1 protein-coding gene is annotated in these 953 nt (G+C 55.2%); it reads left to right on the top strand.

The genetic code is table 11. The features are described 5' to 3' along the window. The coding region (locus AC1DT3_RS22670; protein ID WP_477467419.1) for a PI-PLC domain-containing protein at positions 1-543 on the top strand (543 nt) is incomplete at its 5' end. Positions 544-953 lie beyond the last annotated feature (410 nt).

Below are 953 nucleotides of genomic sequence, written 5' to 3'. Positions count from 1 at the left end.
GGGTTCCTGACATTCGAAGAGTTCAAGCAAAAGCAGAATAAGGGCGTCAGACTGATGGAATTGCAGAACTGCGATATTGACAGTCTCGGTCAATTCCTCGGCGCACACAAAGATTCCGTGCTGGTTCTCGATACCAAAGAGAAGAACGCGTCTGGAATCTTCTTCGAAGCGACAAAAATTCTGTCGGATACCTACGGAGTCGGGAAACAGCGGATTGTCCCGCAGGCCTATTCCTATGACGAGGCCCAGCTATTCAAAGCCTCCGGGTTCGAGCGGGTGATCTTTACCCTATACAAGCTGCGCGAATTCCGTGACGTGAGCGCCGCCTGCGCCGAACCGGGGATCGCGATCACGTTTCCCATCGATTGGATCGTCGGGCCGAAAAAGAAGGACGGGTTTCCGGCCTATCTCGGGACGACATGTCCGCTGTTCATCCATACGGTGAACCGTAGCGATGCGTTGGCCAGCGCGATGAAAATCGTTCCCGGAATCTCAGGAATTTACACCGATTTCATGGCTCCCGAGGGCGTGCTGAACAATTGATGAATGAGAATCGGAGCGATGGGAACGACTGTTTAGCCACCATTTCGAAACCCAATTGCCTCCGAAACGGAAGATTTACTTTTCTGTTCGATCCTGAAGCTTAGGCATTGACAAGCGCGGCCATTTTAAGCTCTCTTTCACCTCCATAAGGCAACCTGCACGCTGTCTGACTCGGATCATCGCTTAACGGCGGGCGTCCGGACCGGACGAAATAGGGGGATGCGGGACAGCATGATTGACGATCGCGCCGATTCAAAGAACGGCCTTGCGGCAGCGGTTGGCTATGCCGCGTCCTCGACATTCTGCAGGCTGGCGGGCGTTACGCTCATCGCATTGACTGCCGCGAACTGCTCTCAGAACGTCCGCGGCGGCGTGGATCCCAAATACGGCGTCGCCGCGAGCCCCAGGGT

The organism is Microvirga sp. P4_G7 (assembly GCF_056401005.1).
The sequence above is the reverse complement of the archived record's forward strand: the minus strand, read 5'-3'. Positions and strand labels throughout refer to the sequence as shown.